The following is a 19,846-nucleotide window of genomic DNA, read 5'->3' on the forward strand; positions in this document are numbered from 1 at the left end:
GCCCGGTTACATTCCGAACCCGGAAGCTAAGCCTCACAGCGCCGATGGTACTGCAGGGGGGACCCTGTGGGAGAGTAGGACGCCGCCGAACAATTATTCAAGGCCGCGGCCCCAGCGACTCGCTGGGGCCGCGGCCTTTTTGTGTTTTGCGAACGTGAAGAAGGCCGGCAGATCCGGGACTTCCGCCCAGACGCGGAGGGTCCGGGCATGCCGGACAATGGAGAAGGTACGCGGGCCAGCAGGCCGGCGTCGAAACCGCGTGGCGGCAGCGAAGTTGCTCGCTCGGCCCGCGGTTGAGCTGAAGCAGCAGAAGGAGTCACCACGATGTCGAACCAGCCCCAGGACCGTCCCGAGCGCCGATCGGACGACGGCCGAGGCTACGAGCCCCGGTCCCGTGGCGGCTGGTCCAACGACCGTGGCGGCCGTCGCGATGACCGCCGTGACGACCGTTCGTCGGGCGGCTTCCGTCGCGATGACCGCCCGTCCGGTGGTTTCCGTCGCGACGACCGTGACGAGCGTCCGCGTCGTGACGACCGTCCGTCGGGTGGGTACGGCCGCGACCGCGACGACCGTGGTGGCGAGCGCGGCGGTTTCCGTCGTGACGACCGCCAGGGCGGCGGCTTCAACCGCGACCGCGGCGACCGTCCGTCGGGTGGTTTCAACCGTGACCGCGACGACCGCGGTGGTTTCCGTCGCGATGACCGTCCGTCGGGTGGTTTCAACCGTGACCGTGACGACCGTGGCGGTTTCCGTCGTGACGACCGTCCGGCCGGCGGTGGCTTCCGCCGCGATGACCGTCCGGGTGGTTTCCGTCGTGACGACCGTGACGAGCGTCCGCGTCGTGACGACCGTCCGTCGGGCGGGTACGGCCGCGACCGCGACGACCGTGGTGGCGAGCGCGGCGGTTTCCGTCGTGACGACCGCCAGGGCGGCGGCTTCAACCGCGACCGTGACGAGCGCGGCGGTGACCGCGGTGGCTTCCGTCGCGACGACCGCCCGTCGGGTGGTTTCAACCGTGACCGTGACGACCGTGGCGGTTTCCGTCGTGACGACCGTGACGAGCGTCCGCGTCGTGACGACCGTCCGTCGGGTGGGTACGGCCGCGACCGCGACGACCGTGGTGGCGAGCGCGGCGGTTTCCGTCGTGACGACCGCCAGGGCGGCGGCTTCAACCGCGACCGTGACGACCGCGGCGGTGACCGCGGTGGCTTCCGTCGCGACGACCGCCCGTCCGGTGGGTTCCGCCGGGATGACCGTCCCTCCGGTGGTTTCAACCGTGACCGCGACGACCGTGGCGGTTTCCGTCGTGACGACCGTCCGGCCGGCGGTGGCTTCCGCCGCGATGACCGTCCGGGTGGTTTCCGTCGTGACGACCGTGACGAGCGTCCGCGTCGTGACGACCGTCCGTCGGGTGGGTACGGCCGCGACCGCGACGACCGTGGTGGCGAGCGCGGCGGTTTCCGTCGTGACGACCGCCAGGGCGGCGGCTTCAACCGCGACCGTGACGACCGCGGCGGTGACCGCGGTGGCTTCCGTCGCGACGACCGTGGTGGCGACCGTGGCGGTTTCCGTCGTGACGACCGTCAGGGCGGCGGCTACCGCCGGGACCGGGACGACCGCGGCGGTGACCGTCGGGACTACGACGACCGCCGGGGCAACTACGAGCCCGTCAAGCGTCTGCCGATCCCGGAGGACGTCACCGGCTTTGAGCTGGACGCGGACGTGCGTCAGGAGCTCAAGAGCCTGCCCAAGACCCTCGCGGACGACGTCGCCCGCAACCTGGTGATGGTGGCCCGCCTGCTCGACAGCGAGCCGGAGGAGGCCTACCAGTACTCGCGCGTCGCGCTCCGTCTGGCCTCCCGCGTGGCCGCCGTCCGTGAGGCCGCCGGTTTCGCCTCGTACATGACGCAGCGGTACTCCGAGGCGCTGACCGAGTTCCGTGCCGCCCGTCGGATGACTGGCCGTGCGGACCTGTGGCCGGTGATGGCCGACTGCGAGCGCGGTCTGGGCCGCCCGGAGCGGGCGCTGGCGATGGCCGGTGAGCCCGAGGTGAAGCAGCTGGACAAGGCCGGCCAGGTCGAGATGCGCCTGGTGGCGGCCGGTGCCCGCACCGACATGGAGCAGTTCGACGCCGCCGTGGTGACGCTGCAGAGCCCGGAGCTGGCCTCCAGCACCGTGCACGCGTGGACCGCTCGCCTGCGGTACGCCTACGCCGAGGCCCTGATCGCGGCCGGCCGCGCCGACGAGGCCCGTGACTGGTTCGCCAAGGCCGCCGAGGCCGACACCGACGGCACCACCAACGCCTCGGAGCGGCTGGCCGAGATCGACGGTGTGGAGTTCACCGACACTCTCGACCCGGAGCTGGACGAGGACGAGGCCGAGTCGGTCGACGCCCCGGCGAAGAAGCGTGGTGGCGGCGACAACGCCGACGACCGCGTGATCTTCGAGGACGAGGAGGACGTCGAGGAGTACTACGACGAGGACGACCTCGAGATCGACGACGACTTCGACGGCGTCGTCCCCGAGCGTGCCCAGGACGCCGAGGACCGCAAGGCCGAGGACCGCAAGGCCGAGGAGTCCAAGGCCGAGGAGACCGAGGCCGCCAAGGTCAAGGCCGACGCCGACGCCGAGGCCGACAAGAGCTGATCAGCTCCCCGGTCAACGCCGTGAGGCCCTGCCGTTTCCCGGAACTTCGGGAACGGCAGGGCCTCACGGCGTTCGGGCCTGGGTCGGGCCGACGGCGCGGTGTCAGCCCAGCGCGAGGTTGCGCAGCACCAGCCCGGTGGCCGGCTTCGGTCCGAAGGAGGTCGACTTGCGCGGCATGGTGACGCCCTGCTCGGCGAGCCGTCGCACCACGGACTCCCGGACCGGGTGCAGCAGGACGGCGGTGCCGCCGGTGCGCGCGGCCTCCTGTTCGGCGGCCACGGCGGTGTGCAGGTAGCCGATGTCGTCCGGGCCGTCGGGGACGTGCCAGGTGTGGTCGAGCAGGGTGGCGTGCAGGACGGTGGCGTCCAGGTGACGCCACTCCTCGGGTCTGCCGTGCGGCACGGTGGCGTCGAGCAGGGATTCCTCGGGCTCGCCGAGCAGCCAGTAGACGCCGTCGCCTCCGGTGACGACGAAGCCGTTGCCGCCGTGCCGCTTCTGCTCGGCGAGGGCCTGGAGCGCGGCGGACAGCGGTCCCGGGACCTCCTTGACCTTCCACTGGTCGCCGAGCCGCTCCAGCGCCTCGGCCACAGGCAGCCGGTACAGCACGCGGTGGATGGCGCGGACCCGCAGCGGGTAGCGGGCGGTGTCCACCAGGAGCACCATGCCGCGGTCCCAGGGGCTGCGCGGCAGGTGGCGGTGCTCGCGCTGGAGGCGCAGGTACATCTCCCAGCGGTGGTGGCCGTCGGCGATCAGCGCCCGGCAGGTGGCGAGGTCGCGGCTGATCTCGGCGATCTCGGCCGGGTCGGTGACCGCCCACAGCCGGTGGTGGGTCCCGTCGCTGGTGGCGGTGGAGAGCAGCGGCTCGCGTTCGACCGTCCGCTCGATCACGCCGGAGGCGCCGCCGTTGCCCCGGTAGGTGAGCAGCAGCGGTTCCAGGTTGGCGCGGGTGGTGCGCATCAGGCCGACCCGGTCGGCGACCGGCCGCGGCATCACGTCCTCGTGCGGGAGCACCACGCCGCCTTCGCGGCCGCTCACGGCGAGGGCACCGATCAGGCCGCGCTGGAGCAGTTCGGGGGAGTCGTCGGTGGCCGGCACCCGCTGCTCGTAGACGTAGAGCGCGGGCTCGGGGTCGGCGGCCAGGACGCCCTCGCGCTGCCAGGCGGCCAGCAGCCGGGCGGCGTGCCGGTAGCGGGTGTCGCGGTCGGGGCGGTCGCCGGCGTCCTCGGGCTCCGGCCTGGGCAGGATCAGCCGGACCACGTTGTGGGGGTCGGCGGTCTCCAGGTCGAGCCGGCGGCCCGGGTCCACGACGTCGTACGGCGGGGACGTCACCGCGGCCAGGGTGCCGACCCGGTCGGGGACGTAGCGCAGGCCGCGGAAGGGGGACAGGGACAGGCCGGCGGTGGCGACGTGCCCGGGATCGCCGGGGCCGCCCTCGGGAGTCTCGACTCCGTCTTCTGCACTGGGTGTGCTCATTCTGGGCATCGTAACCGGGTACGCGTTGTTGAGAGATCGGAATGCCCGCGCCGGGTTGTGGGGCGGGTGTGGGACCGAGGGCGAGGTACGGCATGGACGACGGGCAGGAACGGGTGGACGGCGGCGGCCCGGCCGAGTCGGGCGGGCCGGTGGGTGCCGCCCGCGGGGACGCTCCGGCCGACGGCGTACCGGACCGAGCACCGGGCGACGGCGCATCGGTCGGTGGGGCTCCGGGCGGTGGCGCGCCGGTCGGCGGGGTGCCGCCGCAGAACCGCTCCGGCGAGCCCGCCGGGGACGTGTACGAGTGGTTCCGCCGGGGAGCCCGGCTGCTGGCCCAGGGACATCCGGCGGCCGCCGAGCAGCTGCTCGCCCGGGCGGTGGCGGCCGAACCGCACTCGCGCAGCATCCGGGAGGCGCTGGCGCGGGCCCAGTTCGACGCGGGCTCGTACGCGGCGGCGCTGGAGAACTTCCGCGCCGTGGCGCTGGCGGACCCGGCGGACGACTACGCTCAGTTCGGGTGGGGAGTCGCGGCGGCCCGGCTGGGCGACTTCGAGACCTCCGCCGAGCACCTGGCGCTGGCCGTGGCGATGCGGCCGGAGTCCGACCACTACCGGCAGGCACTGCGGCAGACCCGGGCGACCCTGGCGGCCCGTGCGGGGGCCTACGGACCGCTGCTGCCGGGAGCACCCGGGTACGTGGCGCCCCCGGCGGACGCCGGGGACCCGGCCGGCGGAACGGCGGACGACGCCGGCGCCGGCACCGGTACCGACGGCGGCGCCTGACCGGGCGGACGCCGTTGACGCACGACGCGGTGCGTCACGGACAAGGCGACCCGTACGCAGCGACCCGTACGCCGGGACGTACGACGCAGTGGAAGCAGTGCACGCAGCAGTGAACGACGACGCAGTGAATGAGGTAGCGCAGCCATGACCGAGACGGCCACCCCCGTGCGACGGACCGCCCCCGGCGGCAGCGAGCGGCCGCTGACCGACGCCTACGACACCGCGCTGCTGGACCTGGACGGCGTGGTCTACACGGGTGCGCACGCGATCGAGCACGCGGTGGAGGCACTGGACGCCGCCCGGACGGCCGGGATGCGGCTCGCGTACGTGACCAACAACGCCTCCCGCCCGCCGCGGGTGGTGGCCGAGCACCTGACCGAGCTCGGCATCCCGGCCGAGCCCTCCGACGTGATCAACTCGGCCCAGGCCGCCGCCCGGCTGATCGCCGAGAAGGTGCCGGCCGGCTCGAAGGTGCTGGTCGTGGGCGGTCTCGGGCTGGAGGAGGCGCTGGCCGAGCTGGGCCTGATCGCGGTCCGCTCGCTGGCCGACGGGCCGCTCGCGGTGGTGCAGGGCTTCGACCCCTCGGTGGGGTGGACGGACCTCGCGGAGGCCTCGTACGCGGTGCAGAGCGGACTGCCCTGGGTGGCGTCCAACCTGGATCTGACGGTGCCGAGGGCCCGCGGCATCGCGCCCGGCAACGGCACCCTGGTGGCGGCGGTGCGGGCGGCGACCGGGGTGGAGCCGGAGGTGGCGGGCAAGCCGCTGCCGCCGATGCACCGGGAGACGGTGCTGCGCACCGGCGCGGAGCGGCCGCTGGTGGTCGGCGACCGGCTGGACACCGACATCGAGGGCGCGTTCAACGGCGGGGTGGACAGCCTGCTGGTGTTCACCGGCGTGACCACCCCGGAGCAGCTGCTGTCGGCCCCGGTCGAGCACCGGCCGACGTACCTGGCGGAGGACCTGCGCGGACTGCTCGTCCCGCACCCGGAGGTGACGGCCGTCGACGGCGGCTTCGCGTGCGGCGGCTTGGTCGCGGGCGTGGAGGCCGGTGTGCTGCGGCTGTCCGGTGCCGGGGACCGCTGGGACGGCCTGCGGGCGCTGTGCGCGGCGGCGTGGACGGTGCTGGACGCGGGCGGTGCGCCGGTGGACGGCCGTAAGGCGCTGGCCGACCTCGGGTTCTGAGGACGGTTCCGCAGTCGACGGGGGCCGCCCTCGGCTGAGCCCGGCTCGGTGGCCCCTGCTCCGATGTCCGGTCCGGTCCGATGCCCGGTCCGGGAACGGCAGCTTCGGCGGTGCCGGGTTCAGAGCAGGGTGCGCAGCCGCAGCAGGTCGCGGAAGCCCGCCTCCAGCCTGACCCGGCCGCTCGCCCACGCGGAGGCGAAGTTGAGCCCGCCGCCGACCATCGCGACTAGGTCGTCGCTGCTCATGGTGAGCCGGATCGCCGCCTTCCCGGCCGGGGGGCCGGGGGCGGCGACCATGTCCTGGATGCGGCCGTCGCGCAGCCGCCCGGTGAAGGTCAGGTCGAGGTCGGTGATCCGGCAGCTGAGCGAGCGGTCGAGGGCGGCGGCCTTGCGGACGTCGCCGGTGGACTTCGCCATGTTCCGGCTGAGCTGCTCCAGTGCCTCCCGGCACTCCTCGGCGTTCGCCACGGGGCGGCTCCCTCCCCCGGTCGCTGCGGTGCTGACTGCGGGCCACGGTACCTCAGGAGGGTTTTGGCGGTAGCGTCGTCAGTGGGGTGCCCGCGACGGCGCCCGGGTACTGAGGGCGACGGAGCGACGCGCGTAGGCGATTGGGAGGCACCCGGATGCTGCCGAGGACGGTTCGGGGAGTGGTGGAGACCGCCGCCGGGGTGGTCGAGGAGGTCGGCAAGATGGTCGTCGGGACGGCGACCTCGATCCTGGAGAAGGCCGGGGTCGATGTCTCCGGGGTCGAGCGCCGGCTGGGCGGTCAGTTCCCGCCGTCCGTGGAGACCTTGCAGACCCTGGCCGGGGAGGCGGTCACCGCCGGGCGCGCCGGGGTGGACCTGGCGGTCGGCGTGGCGCGCAACGAGGCGGAGAAGGTCTTCGAGAAGGTCGGCGACCAGGTCACCAAGGTCGGCGTGGTGCTGGCGTACCTGGAGACCAAGCTGCGCGAGGTCGAGGAGGAGGCCCCGGCGGCCGCGTCCGGGCCGGGGGCGTACGAGGCCGAGGAGCCGGTGCCGGCGCCGCGGGCCGGCGACCTGTTCGGGCGCGGTTGGGAGTTCGAGGAGGAGCGGTCGGCCGCCCGGACGGCGGACGAGCCGATAGTCGCCGAGCGGGTGGAGGTGGACGAGCCGGTCGAGGTCGATCCGCCGGTCCCGCCGGTCCCGCCGGTGTCGGTGGCCGCCCAGGCCCCGAAGGAGGAGGCCGCCGCTGCGCCGGAGACCGCTGCCGCGGGGAAGAGCACCGCCGCGAAGGACACGGCCGCGAAGGGAACGGCGAAGTCCGCGGCCAAGAAGTCCGCGGCCAAGAAGAGCGCGGCGAAGAAGACGGCGGCGCCCGAGAGGGCGACGGCCAAGAAGGCCGCCGCGAAGAAGACGACCACCGTGAAGAAGACCGCCACCGCCAAGCAGGCCGAGGCCCAGCCGGGGACGCCCGCGAAGCGTGCGGCGACCAGGAAGACCACCGTCCGCAAGGCCACCAGCACGAAGAAGCCCGATGCCCACGACGAGTGAACCGCCCGCGGCCGCCCGCCCGCCCGAGTCTTCCCGCCTTCCCGAGCCCGTACGGGACACCGAGCCCGTCCGGGATGCCCAGCCGCTGGGTGTCGAGCCGCTGGGCACCGAGCCGCTGGGCGTCGAGCTGGCGCCCACCGGCCACCCCGGCGTGGACGCGGGCCTGGCCCGGCTGGAGGCCTTGGACGGGGTCCCGGCCGAGGCACACGTCGCGGTGTACGAAGATGTTCACCAGCGGCTCGTCGACACACTGGCCGCGCTCGACCAGGAATGACCCGCAGGATCCGTAGGAGCTGAAACACCAGTGGCAGTGGCACGACGCCGACTCGACGCGGAACTGGTCCGCCGCAAGCTGGCCCGATCGCGTGAGCACGCGTCCGAGCTGATCGCCGCCGGGCGGGTGACCGTCGGCGGCACCACCGCGACCAAGCCGGCCACCCAGGTGGAGACCTCGGCGGCGGTCGTGGTGGCGAAGGACGACAACGACCCCGACTACGTCTCGCGCGGCGGCCACAAGCTCGCCGGCGCGTTCGCGGCCTTCGTGCCGCAGGGCCTGGTGGTCGAGGGCCGCCGGGCGTTGGACGCCGGCGCCTCCACCGGCGGGTTCACCGACGTGCTGCTGCGCGCCGGGGCCGCGCACGTGTTGGCGGTGGACGTCGGTTACGGGCAGCTCGCCTGGTCGCTGCAGAGCGACGAGCGGGTCACGGTGATGGACCGCACCAATGTGCGCGAGCTGACCCCGGACCTGATCGGCGGCACCCTGGTGGACCTGGTGGTGGGCGACCTGTCGTTCATCTCGCTGGGTCTGGTGCTCCCGGCGCTCGCCTCCTGCGCGGCCGAGGACGCGGACCTGGTGCTGATGGTCAAGCCCCAGTTCGAGATCGGCAAGGAGCGTCTGGGCAGCGGCGGGGTGGTGCGCAGCCCGCAGCTGCGCGCCGAGATGGTGCGCCAGGTCGCGGGGCAGGCGTGGGAGCTCGGGCTGGGCGTGCGCGCGGTGACCGCGAGCCCCCTGCCGGGGCCGTCCGGCAACGTCGAGTACTTCCTCTGGCTGCGCCGGGACGCTCTGCAGCTGGACCCCGCGGAGGCGGACCGGGCCGTGGCGGAGGGGCCCCGGTAGGGTGCCTTGCGAGCGTCCGGCGCGTCATGTCGTATGGCGCGGCCGCACCGGGGCCAAGGGCGACCCGGCAGGCGTTAGGGAGAGGGCAGCGGCATGAGCGATGAAGAACGTACGGTCTTCCTGATCGCGCACACCGGCCGGGAGGCGGCGCTGCGCAGCGTCGAGGGTCTGGTGCACGGGCTGCTGAAGGCGGGGCTCCGGATCAGACTGCTGGAGGCCGAGGCGGTGGACCTGGATCTGCCGGAGGGCGTCGAGAAGGTGTCCGAGGGCCCCGGGGCGGCGGACGGCTGCGAGCTGATCCTGGTGGCCGGCGGGGACGGGACGCTGCTGCGCGGGGCGGAGCTGGCGCGTTCGCACGGGCTGCCGATGCTCGGGATCAACCTGGGCCGGGTGGGCTTCCTCGCCGAGGCCGAGCGGGACGACCTGGCCGTGGTGGTCGAGCGGGTGGTGGACGCCGACTACGAGGTCGAGGAGCGGATGACGATCGACGTCATCGTCCGCACCAACGGCGATGTGGTGCACGAGGACTGGGCGCTGAACGAGGCCTCGATCGAGAAGGCGTCCCGGGAGCGGATGCTGGAGGTGGTGACCGAGGTGGACGGCCGTCCGGTCTCCAACTTCGGCTGTGACGGCGTGGTGTGCGCGACGCCGACCGGCTCCACCGCGTACGCGTTCTCCGGTGGCGGGCCGGTGGTGTGGCCGGAGGTGGAGGCGCTGCTGATGGTGCCGATCTCCGCGCACGCGCTGTTCGCCCGCCCGCTGGTGACCTCGCCGGAGTCGGTGCTGGCGGTGGAGGTGCAGCCCAAGACCCCGCACGGCGTGCTCTGGTGCGACGGGCGGCGTTCGGTCGAACTGCCCGCCGGGGCACGGGTGGAGGTCCGCCGGGGTCGGACCCCGGTGCGGCTGGCCAGACTGCACCGGGCGCCGTTCACCGACCGGCTGGTGGCCAAGTTCGCGCTGCCGGTGACGGGTTGGCGCGGCCGGGCGGACCACCACTAGCGCCGGTCGGCGGCCGTACGGTCGGCCGACGCCCGTACACATGTGCCGAATCCGGTGCGCGCCAAGGCCGTTCACCCGGCCTGGGGCGCGCACCGGACACTGGCTGATCGTCAGACGGCCAGTGGCTGGGCCTCGTCGGCCGGTTCGAGCCGTCCGCCGTTCGCGGCGTGGGCGGCCAGGGCGGCGAGGCGTTCCACGGCGGCGGGGACGGTCGAGGCGGGCACGGTGACCGGCAGGCGGATGTGGTGCTCGAAGGCGCCGTCCACGCCGAAGCGGTTGCCCGAGGCGATCCGGACCCCGCCGCGCTCCCCGGCCCGGGCCAGTGCCGCGCCGGACAGGCCGTCGGTGGAGACCCACAGGGACAGGCCGCCGGGCGGCATGGTGAAACTCCATCCGGGCAGCCGTTCGGGCAGAGCGGCGGCGAAGGCCTGCGCGGTGGCCCGCAGCCGGGTCAGCTGGTGCTCCCGGACGTCGGGCAGCAGCTCGCCCAGCAGTTCGGCGGCGATCAGCTGGTCCAGTACCGGGGTGCCGACGTCGCTGTAGACCCGCTCGGTGGCCAGCCGGCGCACCAGCGCGGGCGCGGCCCTGACCCAGCCGATCCGCAGCCCGCCCCAGAGCAGCTTGCCCGCCGAGCCGACGGTGACCACCTGGGCGGAGCGGTCCAGTGCCGCCATGGGGCGCGGCAGCGGTGTGGACGGCGGTACGCCCCAGCCGAGTTCGGCGGTGGTCTCGTCGGCGAGCACGATGCTCCCGGCGGCCCGGGCGGCGGCCAGCAGCCGGCGGCGCTGCTCCTCGTCGATCAGCGCGCCGGTCGGGTTGTGGAAGTCCGGGATCACGTAGGCGACCTTGGGGCCGGCGCCGCGCAGCACCCGCCGCCACTCGTCGAGGTCCCAGGAGGGCTGCGGAGTCCACGCGTACGGCACCGGGACCAGGCGCGCGCCGGTCAGCCGCAGGGCCTGCAGGGTGTTCGCGTAGCTGGGCGCCTCGACGGCGACCCGGTCGCCGCGGCCGATCAGCGCCCGCTGGACCAGGTGCAGGCCGCCCATGGCGCCGGTGGTGATCAGGATCTGGTCGGGGGTGGTGGGCAGACCGCGCTCGGTGAAGCGGCGGGCGACGGCCTCGCGCAGCACCGGGACGCCGGTGGGGTAGTGGCCGTGTCCGGCGGTGTAGTGCGGCAGCTGTTCGACGGCCCGGGCGGCGGCCTGGCCGACCCAGGGCTGCGGGGCGGGCGGGGCGGCGACGCCGAGGTCCAGGATGCGGCCCTGCTCGTCCGGCGGGACGGGGTGCAGCGCCTCGCTGGGCGGCGGGGCGCCCTCGGGCAGGGCGGTCCAGCTGCCGGCGCCGCGCCGGCTGCGCAGGTAGCCGTCGCCGCGCAGGGTCTCGTACGCGGTGGCGACGGTGGTGCGGCTCATCGCCAGGGCGGTGGCCAGCTCGCGTTCGGCGGGCAGCCGGGCGCCGACCGGCAGCCGGCCCTCGGTGACCAGCAGCCGGATCTGTCCGGCCAGGGTGCGGTAGGCGGGGCGGCGGGCGGCGGCCGGCTCGGGGAGCCGGGCGGTGGCGAGCAGCCGGGCCAGGGCGGGCGGGGTGACGGTGGTGTGCCAGTCGGCCATGGCGATCAGTCCACTTGCTCGGTATTGGCCCTGGAGTGGGTCGTATTGGCCTGGCCATCATGGCAGGGCGGCCATGCCGGCCGCCACCACCGGGAGCCCCGATGGTGCAGCACCACCGCAGGAGCACCATTGGCCACCGCGACCACACCGCCGACGCCGGCCGCCGCCTCGACCGCACCGCCACCGACGTCGGACTCCGCCACGCCCGTACCGGCCGCGTCGGTCGCCGCCGCCCGGGGCGCCGGCCTCGCCGTTCGGGTGTTCGGTGACACCCGGGCCCTGGGCCGCCGGATCCCGCAGCTGTTCGTCGGCCTCGCCCTGTACGGCGTGAGCATGGCTCTGATGCTCCGCTCCGGCCTCGGCCTCGACCCCTGGGACGTCCTGCACCAGGGCCTGCAGCGCACCGTCGGGCTCTCGGTCGGCGCCTGGGTGACGATCTGCGGCGCCCTCGTCCTGCTGCTGTGGATCCCGCTGCGCCAGCGCCCGGGCCTGGGCACCGTCGCCAACGTGCTGGTGATCGGCGCGGCCATGGACCTCACCCTGGAGGCCCTCGGCAGCCCCGGCTCCCTGCCCGCGCGGATCGCGCTGTCGGCCGCGGCGATCGCCCTCAACGGCCTGGCCACCGGCCTCTACATCGGCGCCCGGCTCGGCCCCGGCCCGCGCGACGGCCTGATGACCGGCCTGCACCGGCGCACCGGACGTTCGCTGCGGCTGATCCGCACCGGCATCGAGGTGACGGTCCTCACCGTCGGCCTGCTGCTCGGCGGCACCGTCGGGGTCGGCACCGTCGCGTACGCGCTGGCCATCGGCCCGATGGTGCAGCTCTTCCTGCCCTGGTGCACCGTGCCGGTGCCCGCCGGGGACTCCCGGAAGGGATGAACTTCGGGGCACGGAGTTGCCGCGCGCCGTTGTCGCTCGTCGCGCGCCGGGGGTGGAACCTCGTATGGTCGTCTCCGTGTTGGACGAGATGCGGATACGGGATCTTGGGGTCATCGACGACGCGGTGGTCGAGCTGGCTCCCGGCTTCACCGCCGTGACCGGTGAGACCGGCGCCGGCAAGACCATGGTCGTGACCAGCCTCGGCCTGCTGCTCGGCGGCCGCGCCGATCCGGGCCTGGTGCGCAACGGCACCGGACGCGCCGTCGTGGAGGGCCGGCTGGAACTGCCGGCCGGCTCCCCGGTGGCGGCCCGCGCGATCGAGGCCGGGGCCGAACTGGACGACGGCGCGCTGCTGATCAGCCGGACCGTCTCCGCCGAGGGCCGCTCCCGGGCGCACGTCGGCGGACGGTCCGTCCCGGTCGGCCTGCTCGCCGAGATCGGCGAGGACCTGATCGCCGTGCACGGCCAGACCGACCAGCAGCGCCTGCTGCGCCCGGCCCGCCAGCGCGGCGCGCTGGACCGGTACGCGGGAGCCTCGGTGGCCGAGCCGCTGGCCCGCTACCGGGAGACCTACCGCGCTCTGCGCGAGGTCTCCGCGACCCTGGAGGAGCTCACCACCCGGGCCCGCGAGCGCGCCCAGGAGGCCGATCTGCTGCGCTTCGGCCTGGACGAGATCGCCGCCGCCGAGCCGGTGGCCGGCGAGGACGAGGAGCTGGCCGCCGAGGCCGAGCGGCTCGGCCACGCCGACGCGCTGTCCTCCGCCGCGACCCTCGCCCACGCCGCCCTGGCCGGCGACCCGGTCGACCCGGAGGCACTGGACGCGGGCACCCTGCTCGCCCAGTCCCGCCGGGCCCTGGACGCCGTGCGCCACCACGACGAGCGGCTGGCCGCCCTGGCCGACCGCCTCAACGAGGTCGGCTACCTGCTCGCCGACGTGGCCGGCGACCTGGCCGGCTACGCGGACGACCTGGACGCCGACCCGGTGCGCCTGGCCGCCGTCGAGGACCGCCGGGCCGTGCTCGCCCAGCTGCTGCGCAAGTACGGCGGCGAGGAGAACTCGCTCGCCGAGGTGATCGCCTGGGCCGAGGCCGGGGCGACCCGGCTCGCCGAGCTCGACGGCGACGACGACCGGATCGACGAGCTCGGCGCCCGGGAGACCGAGCTGCGGGCCGAACTGGCCGAGCTGGCCACCGAGGTCTCCCGGGCCCGGTACGCCGCGGCCGGGCGGTTCGCCGAGGCGGTCTCCGCCGAACTCGCCGAACTGGCCATGCCGCACGCCCGGGTGACCTTCTCGATCAGCCAGGTCGACGACCTGGCCGGGATCGAGGTCGATGGGCGCACCGTCGCCTACGGTCCGCACGGCGTGGACGAGGTGGAGGTGCTGCTCGCCCCGCACCCGGGCGCCCAGCCGCGCCCGATCGCCAAGGGCGCCTCCGGTGGTGAGCTGTCGCGCGTGATGCTCGCCGTCGAGGTGGTCTTCGCGGGCGCCGACCCCGTCCCCACCTACCTGTTCGACGAGGTGGACGCGGGCGTCGGCGGCAAGGCCGCGGTCGAGATCGGCCGCCGGCTGGCCAAGCTGGCCGAGTCCGCCCAGGTCGTGGTGGTCACCCACCTCCCGCAGGTCGCCGCGTTCGCCGACCGGCACCTGGTGGTGGAGAAGACCCACGACGGCACCGTGACCCGCAGCGGCGTCAAGGTGCTGAACGACGAGGAGCGGGTGCGCGAGCTCTCCCGGATGCTGGCCGGCCTGGAGGACTCGGAGCTGGGCCGTGCCCACGCCGAGGAACTGCTGGCCACGGCCCGGGCCCCGCGCCGCCGGTAGCGGCCGCCGGCGGCCCCTCGGACGTCGGCGACGCGCCCCGGTGGCGCCGACTGTCCAAGAGGGCCGCCGACCTGGCATGGTGGCGGCTGGACACTGGCTTCCCAGCCCCGAGCGCCGCCCGGCGGGCAATCCTCGCGAAGCGGCGCGCGAACCCGATCGAGTCGGATGCGAGACGACGTGGACCATTCCGCCGCCCGGGCCACCGCGGCCGTCCCCGAACCGGGGCAGCTGCAGGTGGTACTCGTCCTGGCCGCCAGCAGCGGCGGCATCGGTGCGCACGTGCGCTCCCTGGCCCAGGGCCTGGTCGCGCACGGCGTGAACGTCACGGTCTGCGCGCCGGCCGGCGCGGACGCGCTGTTCGGGTTCTCCCGTACGGGCGCCAGGTTCCACACCGTCGAGATCACCCCCACCGCGGGCGCCCGCAGCGACGCCACCGCGATCGGCGAGCTGCGCCGGGCCTTCACCGGCGCCGACGTGGTGCACGCCCACGGGCTGCGCGCCGGGCTGCTGTCCGACCTGGCGCTGCGCACCGCGGGCCGCTTCCCGGGTCTGCGCCCGGAGACCCCGCTGGTGGTCACCTCGCACCACGCGCTGCTGGCCACCGGCCTGGAGCGGCGGCTGCAGCGGCTGATGGAGCGCCGGGTGGCGCGCGCCGCCGACCTGGTCCTCGGCGCCTCCTCCGACCTGGTCGCCCGGGCCCGCGAACTGGGCGCCACCGACGCCCGGTTGGGCCCGGTGGCCGCCCCGCCGATGCCCGAGGGCCTGCTCGGCCGCGCCGAGGCGCGCGCCGAACTGCTCGACGGCGGCCCGGACCGTCCGCTGCTGCTGGCGGTCGGCCGGCTCGTCCCGCAGAAGGCCTTCGGGCTGCTGCTGGACGCCACCCGGGAGCTGTCCACGCTGGACCCGGAGCCGCTGGTGCTGCTCGCCGGGGACGGCCCGGAGGCGGGCGCGCTGCGCGAGCGGGCGGCCACGGAGAAGCTGCCGGTGCGGCTGCTCGGCTACCGCACCGACGTGCCCGACCTGCTGGCCGCCGCCGACGTCGTGGTGGTACCCAGCCGCTGGGAGGCCCGCTCGCTGGTGGTGCAGGAGGCGATGCGGGCCGGCGTGCCGGTGGTCGCCACCGCCGTCGGCGGCATCCCCGAACTGGTCGGCGACGCCGCCGAACTGGTGCCCCCCGGCGACCCGGCGGCGCTCGGCCGCACGGTGCGCGCCCTGCTGGCCGACCCGGCCCGCCGCGAGCACCTGGTGGCGGCCGGCCGGCAGCAGGCCGAGACCTGGCCGGACGAGGCCGCCACCGTCGCCCAGGTGCTCAGCACCTACGACGAGCTGGTGCAGCGCGGGTAGGTCCGCGCCGGGCGGACCGTCGCCCGAGGCCGGCCGGAGGGTGGCCGGCTGGAGGGTCGCCCGCTAGACGGTGGCCCGCTCGACCCGGTCGGCGGCCGGACCGTCCGGCTGGGCGGACAGATACGCGGCGCCGCAGGCGGTCAGCCGCAGGGCGGTGTCGATCAGCGGGACGTGGCTGAAGGCCTGGGGGAAATTGCCGACCTGGCGCTTGAGCCGCGGGTCCCACTCCTCGGCGAGCAGGCCCAGGTCGTTGCGCAGCGCCAGCAGCCGGTCGAACAGCTCGCGGGCCTCCTGCACCCGGCCGATCATGGCGAGGTCGTCGGCCAGCCAGAAGGAGCAGGCCAGGAAGGCACCCTCGTGGCCGGAGAGGCCGTCGACGTTGTTGCCCGACTCGTCGTGGGTCGGGTAGCGCAGCACGAAGCCGTCCTCGGTGGACAGTTCGCGCTGGATCGCCTCGATGGTTCCGATCACCCGCTTGTCGTCCGGCGGGAGGAAGCCGACCTGGGGGATCAGCAGCAGCGAGGCGTCCAGCTCCCGGCCGCCGTAGTACTGGGTGAAGGTGTTGCGTTCCGGGTCGTAGCCCTTCTCGCAGACGTCCGCGTGGATCTGCGCGCGCAGTGCCCGCCAGCGCTCCAGGTGCCCGCCGGAGGGCTCGTCCTCGGGGGTCTGCTCCAGCAGCTTGATGGTCCGGTCGACGGCGACCCAGGCCATCACCTTGGAGTGGACGAAGTGCCGGCGCGGGCCGCGGACCTCCCAGATGCCCTCGTCCGGCTCCTGCCAGTGGTCCTCCAGGTACTCGATCAGGCGCAGCTGGAGGTGGAGGGCGTGGTCGTTGCGGACCAGGCCGGTCATGTGGGCGAGGTGGAGGGCTTCGACGACCTCGCCGTAGACGTCGAGCTGGAGCTGTCCGGCGGCGCCGTTGCCGACCCGGACGGGCCGGGAGCCCTCGTAGCCGGGCAGCCAGTCCAGCGAGGACTCGGTGAGCTCGCGCTCGCCGGCGATGCCGTACATGATCTGGAGGTTCTCCGGGTCCCCGGCGACGGCGCGCAGCAGCCACTCGCGCCAGGCGCGGGCCTCCTCGCGGTAGCCGGTGCGCAGCAGGGAGGAGAGGGTGATGGCGGCGTCGCGCAGCCAGGTGTAGCGGTAGTCCCAGTTGCGTTCGCCGCCGATGTCCTCCGGGAGGGAGGTGGTGGGGGCGGCGACGATGCCGCCGGTGGGGGCGTAGGTGAGGCCCTTGAGGGTGATCAGGGAGCGGATCACGGCCTCGCGGTAGGGGCCCTGGTAGGTGCACTGGTCGGCCCACTCGTGCCAGAAGTCGGCGGTGGCGTCGAGCAGTTCCTCGGCGTCCGGGGTCCTGGGCGGGTCGAGGTGGGAGGCCTGCCAGGTGAGGGCGAAGGCGATCCGCTCGCCGGCGGTGACGGTGAAGTCGGCGTAGGTGGTGAGGTCGCGGCCGTAGGTCTCGGCCTCGCCGTCCAGCCAGACCGAGTCGGGGCCGGCCATGGCGACGGTGCGGTGGCCGCCGTCGGCCTGCGCCACGCGGTGCACCCAGGGCACCACCCGGCCGTAGGAGAAGCGCATCCGCAGGGCCGAGCGCATCCGTACGGTGCCCGAGACGCCCTCGACGATCCGGATCACCTGGGGGACGGCGTCCTTGCCGGCCAGCGGACGCGGCGGCATGAAGTCGATCACCCGGACGGTGCCGCCCTGGGTGTCCCACTCCTGCTCCAGGATCAGCGAGTCGCCCCGGTAGCGGCGGCGGTCGGCGGGCAGGGCGGGGGCGGCGGCGGTGGGCGGGGGCACCCGCAGGTCGGCGGTGTCGGCGATGCGGATCCGGCCGGTGCCGGCGGGGGGCGTGGCGGCGGCCGGCGCGGGGACCTCGGTCAGGACGGCCTCGGCCGGGCCGATCCGCCAGAAACCGTGTTCATCGGTGCCGAGCAGGCCGGCGAACACGGCCGGCGAGTCGAAGCGGGGAAGGCAGAGCCAGTCCACCGCCCCGTCCCTGCTGACCAGGGCAGCGGTCTGCATGTCCCCGATGAGTGCGTAGTCCTCGATACGGCCGGCCACGTGGATCTCCAGTTCGCAATGTGGTCAGGGCATCGGCGAGCGGAGGGAGCGAGCGGTCTGCGGGGCCGGAGGTCCACCCCGGGACGTCCGGCCTGCCGGGGGTGGTGGCGGGCCTTGCTGGAGGGTCCGCGGGGCTCGGTCGAGCCCCTGGAGTGGGTGGGGATGAGCGGGAATACGGGGAGGTCCGGTCGCGCATCGGGGACCGGGAGTGTCCTGACCCTCCCACGCCCTCCGCGTGCTCGTGCTGTCGGCGATGCGTCCGTGCAGCTTACGACGGACGAAAGGGGCGAAGCACGCGGACGCAGCCCGGTGTGGCGCCGCAATTCGGCGGAAATGCCGTGCATCGTGAGGGCGCGGCGCAGGATGGTCCGGAAGGATCACCTCCGGCTGGTCCGGCCGGAGGAGCCGGGATGGTCCGGACGGATGGCGCGCTCTGGCCCGGTCCGGTGGGTTGTGCGACCGGTGTGACACGAGCGGCGTGTGATGCGCCGGTGGTGCGCCCCGCGCGCGCTCCCGGCGCGGCGCGCGCGGCCCGAACGGCGTCCGGTCCGCGTCACTGTTACCCTGGTATCCCGTGGACCGGCGGGATCAAAACGCCCCGGACCAGCCGAACCGACGACCCAAAGAGCGCCGCGCACCACGCCGGCCTCCCGTCGCCCGGCGAACCCCGAGCCTCCCGCCCACGTCACTTTCGACACGCGACCCACGGGAGCCCCCTCTTGGCACAGCCCCATTCCGGCAAGGCAGCGAACGGCCGCGCCGTGACGACCAAGCACCTCTTCGTCACCGGGGGTGTCGCCTCTTCTCTCGGAAAGGGGCTCACCGCCTCCAGCCTCGGCGCGCTGCTCAAGGCCCGCGGCCTGCGTGTGACGATGCAGAAGCTCGACCCGTACCTCAACGTGGACCCGGGCACCATGAACCCGTTCCAGCACGGTGAGGTGTTCGTCACCGACGACGGCGCCGAGACCGACCTGGACATCGGCCACTACGAGCGGTTCCTGGACACCAACCTCCACGGCTCGGCGAACGTCACCACCGGCCAGGTGTACTCGACCGTCATCGCCAAGGAGCGCCGCGGCGAGTACCTGGGCGACACCGTCCAGGTCATCCCGCACATCACCAACGAGATCAAGTCCCGGATCCGCCGGATGGCGACCGAGGACGTCGACGTGGTGATCACCGAGGTCGGCGGCACCGTCGGCGACATCGAGTCGCTGCCGTTCCTGGAGGCCGTCCGCCAGGTCCGCCACGAGGTCGGCCGGGACAACGTGTTCTTCGTGCACGTCTCCCTGCTGCCGTACATCGGCCCCTCGGGCGAGCTGAAGACCAAGCCCACCCAGCACTCCGTCGCCGCGCTGCGCAACATCGGCATCCAGCCCGACGCGATCGTGCTGCGCGCCGACCGCGAGGTCCCGCAGGCGATCAAGCGCAAGATCTCGATGATGTGCGACGTGGACGAGGAGGCCGTGGTCGCGGCCATCGACGCCAAGTCGATCTACGACATCCCCAAGGTGCTGCACGGCGAGGGCCTGGACGCCTACGCGGTGCGCCGCCTGGACCTGCCGTTCCGCGACGTCGACTGGACCACCTGGGACGACCTGCTGCGCCGCGTCCACGAGCCGCAGCACATCGTCAAGGTCGCCCTGGTCGGCAAGTACATCGACCTGCCGGACGCCTACCTGTCGGTGACCGAGGCGCTGCGCGCCGGCGGCTTCGCCAACAACGCCCGGGTCGAGATCAAGTGGGTCACCTCGGACGACTGCGAGACCCCCGAGGGCGCCCAGGCGCAGCTCGGCGACGTCGACGCGATCTGCATCCCCGGCGGCTTCGGCGACCGCGGCGTCAACGGCAAGGTCGGCGCCATCACCTACGCCCGCGAGAACAAGGTCCCGCTGCTGGGCCTGTGCCTGGGCCTGCAGTGCGTCGTCATCGAGGCGGCCCGCAACCTGGCCGGACTGCCGGAGGCCAACTCCACCGAGTTCGACGCCGCCGCCAAGCACCCGGTCATCTCCACCATGGCCGAGCAGCTGGCCATCGTCGACGGCAAGGGCGACCTGGGCGGCACCATGCGCCTGGGCCTGTACCCGGCCAAGCTCGCCGAGGGCTCGATCGTCCGCGAGGTCTACGGCGGCGAGCAGTACGTCGAGGAGCGCCACCGCCACCGCTACGAGGTCAACAACGCCTACCGCGCGGACCTGGAGAAGACCGGCCTGGTGTTCTCCGGCCTCTCGCCCAAGGGCGACCTGGTCGAGTACGTCGAGTACCCGCGCGAGGTGCACCCCTACCTGGTGGCCACCCAGGCCCACCCGGAGCTGAAGTCCCGTCCGACCCGCCCGCACCCGCTGTTCGCGGGCCTGGTCAAGGCGGCCATCGAGATCAAGACCGCGGCCTCGAAGTAGTTCTCCTTCGCCGCAGTCG

At 74.2% G+C, this 19,846-nt stretch carries 15 protein-coding genes, 1 rRNA gene and 1 pseudogene; 13 read left to right on the top strand and 4 right to left on the bottom strand.

Features of this window, described 5'->3' with window-relative positions; genetic code table 11:
* From rrf to ACGF13_RS33880, 3 genes and pseudogenes are all read left to right on the top strand, one after another.
* Nucleotides 1-91: ribosomal RNA gene (rrf, locus tag ACGF13_RS33870) — 5S ribosomal RNA — on the top strand; the annotation flags it as partial.
* A 719-nt stretch (nucleotides 92-810) separates the two neighbouring features.
* A pseudogene (locus tag ACGF13_RS33875) lies at nucleotides 811-1,476 on the top strand (RNA helicase); the annotation flags it as partial.
* Nucleotides 1,477-1,677: 201 nt separating this feature from the next.
* Nucleotides 1,678-2,646 carry a hypothetical protein gene (locus ACGF13_RS33880; RefSeq protein WP_392882986.1) on the top strand — a complete coding sequence of 323 codons (969 nt, stop codon included), beginning with the start codon at nucleotides 1,678-1,680 and terminating at the stop codon, nucleotides 2,644-2,646.
* Between the two features lie 102 nt (nucleotides 2,647-2,748).
* Here ACGF13_RS33880 and ACGF13_RS33885 read toward each other — a convergent pair whose 3' ends face one another.
* Nucleotides 2,749-4,119 carry a DUF1015 family protein gene (locus tag ACGF13_RS33885; protein WP_392882719.1) on the bottom strand — a complete coding sequence of 457 codons (1,371 nt, stop codon included), beginning with the start codon at nucleotides 4,117-4,119 and terminating at the stop codon, nucleotides 2,749-2,751.
* 92 nt (nucleotides 4,120-4,211) lie between these two features.
* Here ACGF13_RS33885 and ACGF13_RS33890 point away from each other — a divergent pair, with 92 nt between their 5' ends.
* Together ACGF13_RS33890 and ACGF13_RS33895 are read left to right on the top strand one after the other, a co-directional pair.
* Entirely contained in the window at nucleotides 4,212-4,901 is a 690-nt protein-coding gene (locus ACGF13_RS33890) for a tetratricopeptide repeat protein (RefSeq protein WP_392882722.1), read from the top strand.
* Between the two features lie 144 nt (nucleotides 4,902-5,045).
* Nucleotides 5,046-6,083 carry an HAD-IIA family hydrolase gene (locus ACGF13_RS33895; protein WP_392882724.1) on the top strand — a complete coding sequence of 346 codons (1,038 nt, stop codon included), beginning with the start codon at nucleotides 5,046-5,048 and terminating at the stop codon, nucleotides 6,081-6,083.
* Nucleotides 6,084-6,202: 119 nt separating this feature from the next.
* On the opposite strand, the gene ACGF13_RS33900 is transcribed toward ACGF13_RS33895, so the two are convergent.
* Nucleotides 6,203-6,550 (bottom strand): SCP2 sterol-binding domain-containing protein, encoded by a 348-nt coding sequence (locus ACGF13_RS33900; protein ID WP_392882727.1) that lies wholly within the window; start codon nucleotides 6,548-6,550, stop codon nucleotides 6,203-6,205.
* Nucleotides 6,551-6,729: 179 nt separating this feature from the next.
* Here ACGF13_RS33900 and ACGF13_RS33905 point away from each other — a divergent pair, with 179 nt between their 5' ends.
* From ACGF13_RS33905 to ACGF13_RS33920, 4 genes are all read left to right on the top strand, one after another.
* Complete coding sequence (locus ACGF13_RS33905; RefSeq protein WP_392882730.1) at nucleotides 6,730-7,593, top strand: hypothetical protein; 864 nt, start codon at nucleotides 6,730-6,732, stop codon at nucleotides 7,591-7,593.
* Nucleotides 7,577-7,867 (top strand): hypothetical protein, encoded by a 291-nt coding sequence (locus ACGF13_RS33910; RefSeq protein ID WP_392882732.1) that lies wholly within the window; start codon nucleotides 7,577-7,579, stop codon nucleotides 7,865-7,867. Before ACGF13_RS33905 ends, ACGF13_RS33910 begins: the two co-directional genes overlap by 17 nt.
* A gap of 36 nt (nucleotides 7,868-7,903) precedes the next feature.
* Nucleotides 7,904-8,710 (top strand): TlyA family RNA methyltransferase, encoded by an 807-nt coding sequence (locus ACGF13_RS33915; protein WP_392882989.1) that lies wholly within the window; start codon nucleotides 7,904-7,906, stop codon nucleotides 8,708-8,710.
* Between the two features lie 93 nt (nucleotides 8,711-8,803).
* Complete coding sequence (locus ACGF13_RS33920; protein WP_392882735.1) at nucleotides 8,804-9,709, top strand: NAD kinase; 906 nt, start codon at nucleotides 8,804-8,806, stop codon at nucleotides 9,707-9,709.
* Nucleotides 9,710-9,819: 110 nt separating this feature from the next.
* Here the strand turns inward: ACGF13_RS33920 and ACGF13_RS33925 are convergent, their stop codons facing one another.
* Entirely contained in the window at nucleotides 9,820-11,319 is a 1,500-nt protein-coding gene (locus ACGF13_RS33925; protein WP_392882736.1) for a PLP-dependent aminotransferase family protein, read from the bottom strand.
* Nucleotides 11,320-11,577: 258 nt separating this feature from the next.
* Here ACGF13_RS33925 and ACGF13_RS33930 point away from each other — a divergent pair, with 258 nt between their 5' ends.
* From ACGF13_RS33930 to ACGF13_RS33940, 3 genes are all read left to right on the top strand, one after another.
* Entirely contained in the window at nucleotides 11,578-12,198 is a 621-nt protein-coding gene (locus ACGF13_RS33930; protein WP_392882992.1) for a YitT family protein, read from the top strand.
* A 64-nt stretch (nucleotides 12,199-12,262) separates the two neighbouring features.
* The gene (recN, locus tag ACGF13_RS33935; RefSeq protein WP_392882739.1) at nucleotides 12,263-14,020 is read left to right on the top strand and encodes a DNA repair protein RecN; all 1,758 of its coding nucleotides are present in this window, start codon (nucleotides 12,263-12,265) and stop codon (nucleotides 14,018-14,020) included.
* Between the two features lie 165 nt (nucleotides 14,021-14,185).
* On the top strand, nucleotides 14,186-15,364 hold the full coding sequence (locus ACGF13_RS33940) for a glycosyltransferase family 4 protein (protein ID WP_392882742.1): 1,179 nt from the start codon (nucleotides 14,186-14,188) through the stop codon (nucleotides 15,362-15,364).
* A 63-nt stretch (nucleotides 15,365-15,427) separates the two neighbouring features.
* On the opposite strand, the gene ACGF13_RS33945 is transcribed toward ACGF13_RS33940, so the two are convergent.
* Complete coding sequence (locus tag ACGF13_RS33945; protein ID WP_392882745.1) at nucleotides 15,428-17,428, bottom strand: glycoside hydrolase family 15 protein; 2,001 nt, start codon at nucleotides 17,426-17,428, stop codon at nucleotides 15,428-15,430.
* A gap of 719 nt (nucleotides 17,429-18,147) precedes the next feature.
* On the opposite strand from ACGF13_RS33945, the gene ACGF13_RS33950 reads away from it, so the two are divergent.
* Nucleotides 18,148-19,827, top strand: coding sequence for a CTP synthase (locus ACGF13_RS33950; protein WP_392882748.1), 1,680 nt, complete (start codon nucleotides 18,148-18,150; stop codon nucleotides 19,825-19,827).
* Nucleotides 19,828-19,846: the final 19 nt, after the last annotated feature.

Source organism: Kitasatospora sp. NPDC048286 (assembly GCF_043201735.1).
In the GTDB taxonomy this organism is placed as follows: domain Bacteria; phylum Actinomycetota; class Actinomycetes; order Streptomycetales; family Streptomycetaceae; genus Kitasatospora.